Here is a 6,237-nt window from a genome sequence, read left to right as displayed (position 1 = left end):
GGTGGCCCACCTGCGCCCTTTGCCGCGGCGCCTGCGGGGGTGGTCGTAGGTGTCCTCGTAGCCGGATCCGCCGTCGTAGCCGTCGGCCTCGCCCGAAGCCCGGCCGGAGGTCGGGGCCGCTTGCGCGACGGCGCCCAAGCATGCCGGGTGCGGCGCCGCCGTCAGGGGCTCCGCCCCCGAACCCCCGCGACTCAAACGCCGGCGAGGCTGGATTGCGCGGCGGAAGCGCGGAGGCAGGCGGGCGGCCGGAATGGCGGATTGACCTTGGCTCGGGGCGAAAATAGCGTTCAGGCGACCCCCGGGAGCCGCCATGACCGCCGCCGAAGCAGCCGCCGCCGCCTCAAACCTCCGCGCCACGCTGGAAACCCTCACCACCGAAGCCTTCCGCCCCGACCTCGCCGAGATCGACAAGCTCCCCACCCTCGCCCTCGCCCGCACCATGAACGCCGAGGACGCCACCGTCCCCCCGGCCGTAGCCGCGCAGCTCCCCCGCATCGCCGACGCCATCGACGCCCTCACCCCCCGCATGGCCCGCGGCGGCCGCCTCGTCTACGCGGGTGCCGGCACCGCCGGCCGGCTCGGCGTGCTCGACGCCAGCGAGTGCCCGCCGACGTTCAACACCGACCCCGCCACCGTCGTCGGCCTCATCGCCGGCGGCCCCACCGCCCTCACCCGCGCCGTCGAAGGCGCCGAGGACTCCGCCGAACTGGCCCGCGCCGACCTCGACGCCCTCTCCCTCGGCCCCGAGGACACCCTCATCGGCATCTCCGCCTCCGGCCGCACCCCCTACGCCGTCGGCGCCGTCGAGCACGCCCGCGCCCTCGGCGCGCTCACCATCGGCCTCGCCTGCAACACCGGCTCCCCGCTCGCCGCCGCCGCGCACCACCGCATCGAGGTCGTCGTCGGCCCCGAACTGCTCACCGGCTCCACCCGCCTCAAGGCCGGCACCGCGCAGAAGCTCGTCCTCAACCTCATCTCGACCATCACCATGATCCGCCTGGGCAAGACCTACGGAAACCTCATGGTCGACCTGCGCTCCACCAACGACAAGCTCCGCGCCCGCGCCCACCGCATCGTCGCCCTCGCCACCGGCGCGCCGGACGAGGAGATCGAGGCGGCCCTCACCGCCACCGGCGGCGAGGTCAAGCACGCGATCCTCGTCCTCCTCGGCGGAGTCGACGCCCCCGAGGCCGCCCGCCTCCTCACCGCCGCCCACGGCCACCTCCGCGCCGCCCTGACCCACACCCGCTGACCCACGCCCGCCGACCCGCGCCCACTGGCCCGCACCCGCCGCCCCGCGCCCCCGCCCCACCAGCCCCCAACCGGCAAGGCGAAACATGTCCCCAGACAAGAACCGCGCCACGGCCGCCGCGATCCTCCCGCTGGTCGGCGGCCCGGACAACATCCGCTCCGTCACCCACTGCATGACCCGCCTGCGCCTCTCGCTGCGCGACCGCTCCCTCGTCCAGGACGAGCCCCTGCGCGCGCTGCCCGCCGTACTCGGCGTGGTCGAGGACGGCGAGAGCTACCAGATCGTCCTGGGCCCCGGCACGGTCGCCCGCGTCACCCCGGAGTTCGAGTCCCTGCTCGCGCAATCCCAGCCGGCGCCCCCACCGGCGGAACCGCCGACAACCCCGCCCACGGCCCGGCCCACGCCCCCACCGGCGACCCCACCCACGACCCCGCCCACCACCGCCCAGGAACTCGCCGCCCGGGGCGCCGCCTTGAAGCAGGCCGGCGCCCGCCGCAACGCCACCCCCCTCAAGCTCCTCCTCCGCCGCGTCGCGAACATCTTCGTCCCGCTCATCCCCGCCCTCATCGGCTGCGGCGTCATCGCGGGCCTCAACGGCCTCCTCGCCAACCTCGGCCTGCTCCCCGCCGTCGTCCCCGCCCTCGCCGCCATCGCCTCCGGCTTCATGTCCCTGATCGCCGTCTTCGTCGGCTACAACACCGCCAAGGAGTTCGGCGGCACCCCCGTCCTCGGCGGCGCGGTCGCCGCGATCATCGTCTTCCCGGGCGTCGCGAAGATCACCGCCTTCGGTACGGAGCTCCGCCCCGGCCAGGGCGGCGTCCTCGGCGCCCTCGCCGCCGCCCTCCTCGCCGTGTACGTGGAGAGGTGGTGCCGCAGCTGGGTCCCCGAGGCCCTGGACGTGCTGGTCACCCCCACCCTCACCGTCCTCCTCTCCGGCCTCGCCACCCTCTTCGGCCTCATGTTCCTCGCGGGCGAGGCATCCGCCGCCATCGGCACCTTCGCCGACCGCCTGCTCTCCACCGGCGGCGCCTTCGCCGGGCTGGTCCTCGGCGGGCTCTTCCTCCCGCTCGTGATGCTCGGCCTGCACCAGGCCCTGATCCCCATCCACACCACGCTCATCGAGCAGTCCGGCCACACCGTCCTGCTGCCCATCCTCGCCATGGCGGGCGCCGGGCAGGTCGGGGCGGCCCTCGCCGTCTACTGCCGCCTCCCGCGCAACGGATCGCTGCGCGCCACCATCAAGTCGGCGCTCCCCGCCGGTTTCCTCGGCATCGGCGAACCCCTCATCTACGGCGTCTCCCTCCCCCTGGGCCGCCCCTTCGTCACCGCCTGCGTGGGCGGCGCGGCCGGCGGAGCCTTCGTCGGGCTCTTCAACCAGCTCGGCGTCTCCTTCGGCTCCACGGCCATCGGCCCGTCCGGCTGGGCCCTCTTCCCGCTGCTGGACGGTACGTCGGGCCTCGGCGCGAGCCTCGCGATCTACGCGGGCGGTCTCCTCGTCGGCTACCTCGTCGGCTTCGCCGCCACGTACTTCTTCGGCTTCACCCCGCGCATGCTGGCCGACCTCAACACCGACCCCGACCCCGACCCGGCCCCGGCCCCGGACGCGACGCCGGACCCGCCCGCCCCGGACCCCGACGGCCCGGCCAAGGCCCCGGCCCTGACCTGAGCCGCCGACCGACCCGACCGGCCCACCGACCCGAACCGACCCGACCCGACCGACCCGGGCCCGTCCCCTACGGCAGCAGGTCCCGCAGCCCCGCCCGGAAGGTCGGGCAGTCCAGCAGCGAGGGGTGCGCGCAGGTCAGGGCGTGGCTGATGCGCGCCCGCGCCTCCCGCATCGCCTCGATGCGCCGGTCGAGCACGTCGATCCGCCCGCGCAGGTACGGGCGCACCTCACCCGGCGGCGTATCCAGCAGCTCTTTCAGCTCGGCCAGGGAGAAGCCGCTGGCCCGCGCCGCCAGGATCAGGGCCACCCGGTCGACCGCCTCCGGGCGGTAGGTCCGGCGCAGGCCGTTCCGCCCCTCGGGCTCCAGCAGGCCGAGGCGTTCGTAGTACCGCAGCGCGGAGGGCGCGACGCCCGTCGCCGCCGCCACTTCCGCGATGTCCATGCCCGGCCCGCCCCTTGACTTGAAGTCCGGTTCAAGTGCCACCGTACGCGCAGAGCGGCGCGCCGGACAGGCCCGCCCGAGTCCCCCGGGAGCAGAGGCCCATGAGCGCGAAGACGACAGCGCACCGCACCGACCGGTGGCGCCGGGTCCGGACCGCCGCCGTGGCGGTCGTCGCGGCCGTACGGAACCCCCTGGAGGTCCCCGACGCCTTCGCCGGGGTGCAGGAGGCCACCCGCCGCCACCGGCGCGCCCACGGCTGCGGTGCGTACGCGTACGGGGAGGGCTCGCTCCCCGCCACCCTGGCGGCGGCGGTCGGCGCGCGGCGGATCGTGGAGGTGGGCACGGCCCTCGGTTACACCGCGCTCGCGATGGCGGACGCGGCGCCGCTGGCGCACGTCGACACCGTCGAGACGGACCCGGACCACGTCCGGCTGGCCCGGGAGCAGATCGCCCGCCACGGCCTCACCGACCGGGTGACCGTCCGCCCCGGCGCGGCGGAGGAGGTCCTGCCCGGCCTCGACCCCGGCGCCTACGACCTGGCCTTCTTCGACGGCTTCACCCCGACCCTGGAGGTCGTCACCCACCTGCACCGCCTGCTGCGCCCGGGCGGCACCCTGCTCGCGGGCAACCTGATCCTGGGCCCGCCCCCCGAAGCCACCGCCCACCTGAGCGACCCCGCCCACTGGCACACCCACTCCCTCGGCGAAACCGCCCTGTGCGTGAAGCGCGCTGCATGATCACCCCATGACCGCCCCGATACCGCCCGTCGTCCCCCCGGGCCACATGTCCTCCGCCCCGCAGCCCGAACTCCCCCTGCCCTGCGGGGCACTCCTGCGCCCCTGGACCCCACCCGACGCCCCGGCCCTGGCCGAGGCCACCCACGACCCGGACATAGCCCACTGGAACCGCAACCCCCGCCTCGACCCGGCCGCAGCCGGGGAGCGCATCGCGCGCTAGGCGTCCCGCTGGGCCTTCGAGGACCTGGGCCTGCACCGCGTGCGCATCACGCACTCCGTACGGAATCCGGCGTCCTGCGCCGTGGCCCTCAGGGCCGGATTCCCCCTGGAGGGCACCATGAGGGGCGCCCTCCTCCACTCCGACGGCTGGCACGACGAACACCTCCACGCGCGCCTCCGCACGGACTGACCCCTACGCCCCCGCCTCCTCGGCCCCCCGGGCCCCCCGCAGGAAGCGGTCCAGATCGCGCACCGATTCCTGGCTGGCCGGCGGCCCGCCCTTCCAGCCCGCCTCCGCGAACTCCCGTTCCAGCCAGCACAGTTTCCAGGCCAGCTCGAACTCCCAGCTCCGCGCCACCTCGAAGAACCCTTCCAGCGCGGCCTCCACCCGCGTCCGGTCGCACCCGCTCATGGGTGCGACCGCTCGTGCAGTACGGCCGCCAGCCGTAGCGCGGTGTCCAGATTGCACCGCCCCAGATCCACCAGCGGCAAGCCGTACGTTCCGGCCGCAGACACCCGCTCCACCCCGAGCGAGGGGAACGTCACCCCCACCCCGTCGAGCGCAGCCTTGAGCTCCCGTACGGCCTCCTCCGCCGCCTGCATCCGTTCCTTGGGCGAGAGCACCATGACATGTCACCTTTCCACTCTGAGTATGCGACTTCTCGACACAGAGTGGCGACCAGATGGCTAGCCTTTCAAGAAAGCACCCGGGAACACCCCCATGTGTTGATTGGGAGTTGCCATGGCAACGAAAATCCTCGATCCCTCCTCCTCCCCACGCGCCTTTCTGGGCGCTGAGCTGCGCGTTGCCCGCGAACGCGCCGGGCTCAGCCAGAACGAACTGGGCGCAGCGCTGTACGTCAGCGGGTCGTTCATCGGCCAACTCGAAGCGGGTACGCGTCGAATGCATCTTCGGTTCGCCCGACAGCTGGACGAACTCCTCGAGACGGACGGCTTTTTCGAGCGAAACTGCGAGGCGGCGGCCAAAACGAAGTATCCCGACCACTTCGCGGAGGCAGCCAAGGCGGAAGCCTTGGCGACGGCCATCCGTGAGTACGCGCCCCAGCTGATCCCGGGGCTGCTCCAGACAGAGGCGTACGCGCGCGAAGTGTTCCGCGCTGGCCATCCCACCGCGGACGAGGAGGCTATCGGCGAACTGGTCGCGAACCGGTTGGAGCGCTCCGAGGTGCTCGACGCTCCAACTCCCCCCATGTTTTGGTGCGTGCTCGACGAGGCCGTACTGCGCCGCGTAGGCAAGAGCAAGAAGGTGCTGGCCGAAGCTCTGCGCCACATTGCCAATCTGGTGCGCCAGCGCCGCATCATCGTCCAGGTCCTCCCGTTCAGCGCTGGCATGCACGCAGCGATGGCGGGTTCTCTCAAGCTGATGTCCTTCGAAGACGCTCCCCCACTGGCTTACGTCCAAGGCATGGATACGGGGCAGCTTTTCGACGATCCGGCGACGGTGGCCCGCCACACACTGGCCTACGATCTCCTTACGGCCAACGCGCTTCCCCCGCGTGAATCTCTGGCCTTGATCGAGTCGGTGGCGGAGGATTACGAACATGACCAGCACGCCTGAGTACGACCTCTCGACAGCCATCTGGCACAAGTCTTCCTACAGCGACGCCAGCGGCGGCGACTGCCTGGAGATGGCCACCTGGCACAAGTCCAGCTACAGCGACGCCAGCGGCGGTAGCTGCCTGGAGATGGGCAGCTGGCGGAAGTCCACCCACAGTGACGGCGACGGCGGCAGCTGCGTCGAGGTCTGCGACGCGCACGTCGACATCGTGCCCGTCCGGGACTCGAAGGTGACGGACGGCCCGCACATCGCCTTCGGCGCAACCGCCTGGACGGCGTTCATCGCCAGCGTCTGACCCACATGCCTTCGGGCGCAGCCAGTACGCGGTGCGCCCGAAGGGGG

At 73.0% G+C, this 6,237-nt stretch carries 9 protein-coding genes and 1 pseudogene; 7 read left to right on the top strand and 3 right to left on the bottom strand.

Annotated elements, in window-relative coordinates; translation table 11 throughout:
* Nucleotides 1–310: 310 nt before the first annotated feature.
* Entirely contained in the window at nt 311–1,252 is a 942-nt protein-coding gene (gene murQ / locus ABZ873_RS27460) for an N-acetylmuramic acid 6-phosphate etherase (RefSeq protein ID WP_360877131.1), read from the top strand.
* Between the two features lie 85 nt (nt 1,253–1,337).
* Nucleotides 1,338–2,918, top strand: a complete 1,581-nt coding sequence (locus ABZ873_RS27455) for a PTS transporter subunit EIIC (RefSeq protein ID WP_360877128.1) — start codon at nt 1,338–1,340, stop codon at nt 2,916–2,918.
* A 67-nt stretch (nt 2,919–2,985) separates the two neighbouring features.
* On the opposite strand, the gene ABZ873_RS27450 is transcribed toward ABZ873_RS27455, so the two are convergent.
* The gene (locus tag ABZ873_RS27450) at nt 2,986–3,360 is read right to left on the bottom strand and encodes a MerR family transcriptional regulator (protein WP_360877125.1); all 375 of its coding nucleotides are present in this window, start codon (nt 3,358–3,360) and stop codon (nt 2,986–2,988) included.
* Between the two features lie 101 nt (nt 3,361–3,461).
* Between ABZ873_RS27450 and ABZ873_RS27445 the strand changes: the two genes are divergently transcribed.
* The 3 genes and pseudogenes from ABZ873_RS27445 to ABZ873_RS27435 all read left to right on the top strand — a co-directional run.
* Nucleotides 3,462–4,097 (top strand): class I SAM-dependent methyltransferase, encoded by a 636-nt coding sequence (locus ABZ873_RS27445; protein ID WP_360877122.1) that lies wholly within the window; start codon nt 3,462–3,464, stop codon nt 4,095–4,097.
* Between the two features lie 7 nt (nt 4,098–4,104).
* Entirely contained in the window at nt 4,105–4,317 is a 213-nt protein-coding gene (locus ABZ873_RS27440; RefSeq protein ID WP_360877119.1) for a hypothetical protein, read from the top strand.
* A gap of 18 nt (nt 4,318–4,335) precedes the next feature.
* A pseudogene (locus ABZ873_RS27435) lies at nt 4,336–4,506 on the top strand (GNAT family protein); the annotation flags it as partial.
* Between the two features lie 3 nt (nt 4,507–4,509).
* Here the strand turns inward: ABZ873_RS27435 and ABZ873_RS27430 are convergent.
* Both ABZ873_RS27430 and ABZ873_RS27425 read right to left on the bottom strand, forming a co-directional pair.
* Nucleotides 4,510–4,728 carry a hypothetical protein gene (locus ABZ873_RS27430; RefSeq protein WP_360877116.1) on the bottom strand — a complete coding sequence of 73 codons (219 nt, stop codon included), beginning with the start codon at nt 4,726–4,728 and terminating at the stop codon, nt 4,510–4,512.
* A complete protein-coding gene (locus ABZ873_RS27425; protein WP_360877113.1) occupies nt 4,725–4,943 on the bottom strand; it encodes a hypothetical protein in 219 nt (72 codons plus the stop codon). Before ABZ873_RS27425 ends, ABZ873_RS27430 begins: the two co-directional genes overlap by 4 nt.
* A gap of 115 nt (nt 4,944–5,058) precedes the next feature.
* Here ABZ873_RS27425 and ABZ873_RS27420 point away from each other — a divergent pair, with 115 nt between their 5' ends.
* Together ABZ873_RS27420 and ABZ873_RS27415 are read left to right on the top strand one after the other, a co-directional pair.
* A complete protein-coding gene (locus ABZ873_RS27420) occupies nt 5,059–5,895 on the top strand; it encodes a helix-turn-helix transcriptional regulator (RefSeq protein WP_360877110.1) in 837 nt (278 codons plus the stop codon).
* The gene (locus ABZ873_RS27415; RefSeq protein WP_360877106.1) at nt 5,879–6,190 is read left to right on the top strand and encodes a DUF397 domain-containing protein; all 312 of its coding nucleotides are present in this window, start codon (nt 5,879–5,881) and stop codon (nt 6,188–6,190) included. Before ABZ873_RS27420 ends, ABZ873_RS27415 begins: the two co-directional genes overlap by 17 nt.
* The last annotated feature ends 47 nt before the right edge of the window (nt 6,191–6,237 follow it).

Source organism: Streptomyces sp. NPDC047014 (assembly GCF_040644195.1).
Taxonomy (GTDB): domain Bacteria; phylum Actinomycetota; class Actinomycetes; order Streptomycetales; family Streptomycetaceae; genus Streptomyces.
This window is presented reverse-complemented; position numbering and strand designations above follow the sequence as displayed.

Coding starts and splice junctions, on each gene's coding strand:
- murQ (WP_360877131.1), top strand. CDS start 311: ATGACCGCCGCCGAAGCAGCCGCCGCCGCCTCAAACCTCCGCGCCACG.
- ABZ873_RS27455 (WP_360877128.1), top strand. CDS start 1,338: ATGTCCCCAGACAAGAACCGCGCCACGGCCGCCGCGATCCTCCCGCTG.
- ABZ873_RS27450 (WP_360877125.1), bottom strand. CDS start 3,360: ATGGACATCGCGGAAGTGGCGGCGGCGACGGGCGTCGCGCCCTCCGCG.
- ABZ873_RS27445 (WP_360877122.1), top strand. CDS start 3,462: ATGAGCGCGAAGACGACAGCGCACCGCACCGACCGGTGGCGCCGGGTC.
- ABZ873_RS27440 (WP_360877119.1), top strand. CDS start 4,105: ATGACCGCCCCGATACCGCCCGTCGTCCCCCCGGGCCACATGTCCTCC.
- ABZ873_RS27430 (WP_360877116.1), bottom strand. CDS start 4,728: ATGAGCGGGTGCGACCGGACGCGGGTGGAGGCCGCGCTGGAAGGGTTC.
- ABZ873_RS27425 (WP_360877113.1), bottom strand. CDS start 4,943: ATGGTGCTCTCGCCCAAGGAACGGATGCAGGCGGCGGAGGAGGCCGTA.
- ABZ873_RS27420 (WP_360877110.1), top strand. CDS start 5,059: ATGGCAACGAAAATCCTCGATCCCTCCTCCTCCCCACGCGCCTTTCTG.
- ABZ873_RS27415 (WP_360877106.1), top strand. CDS start 5,879: ATGACCAGCACGCCTGAGTACGACCTCTCGACAGCCATCTGGCACAAG.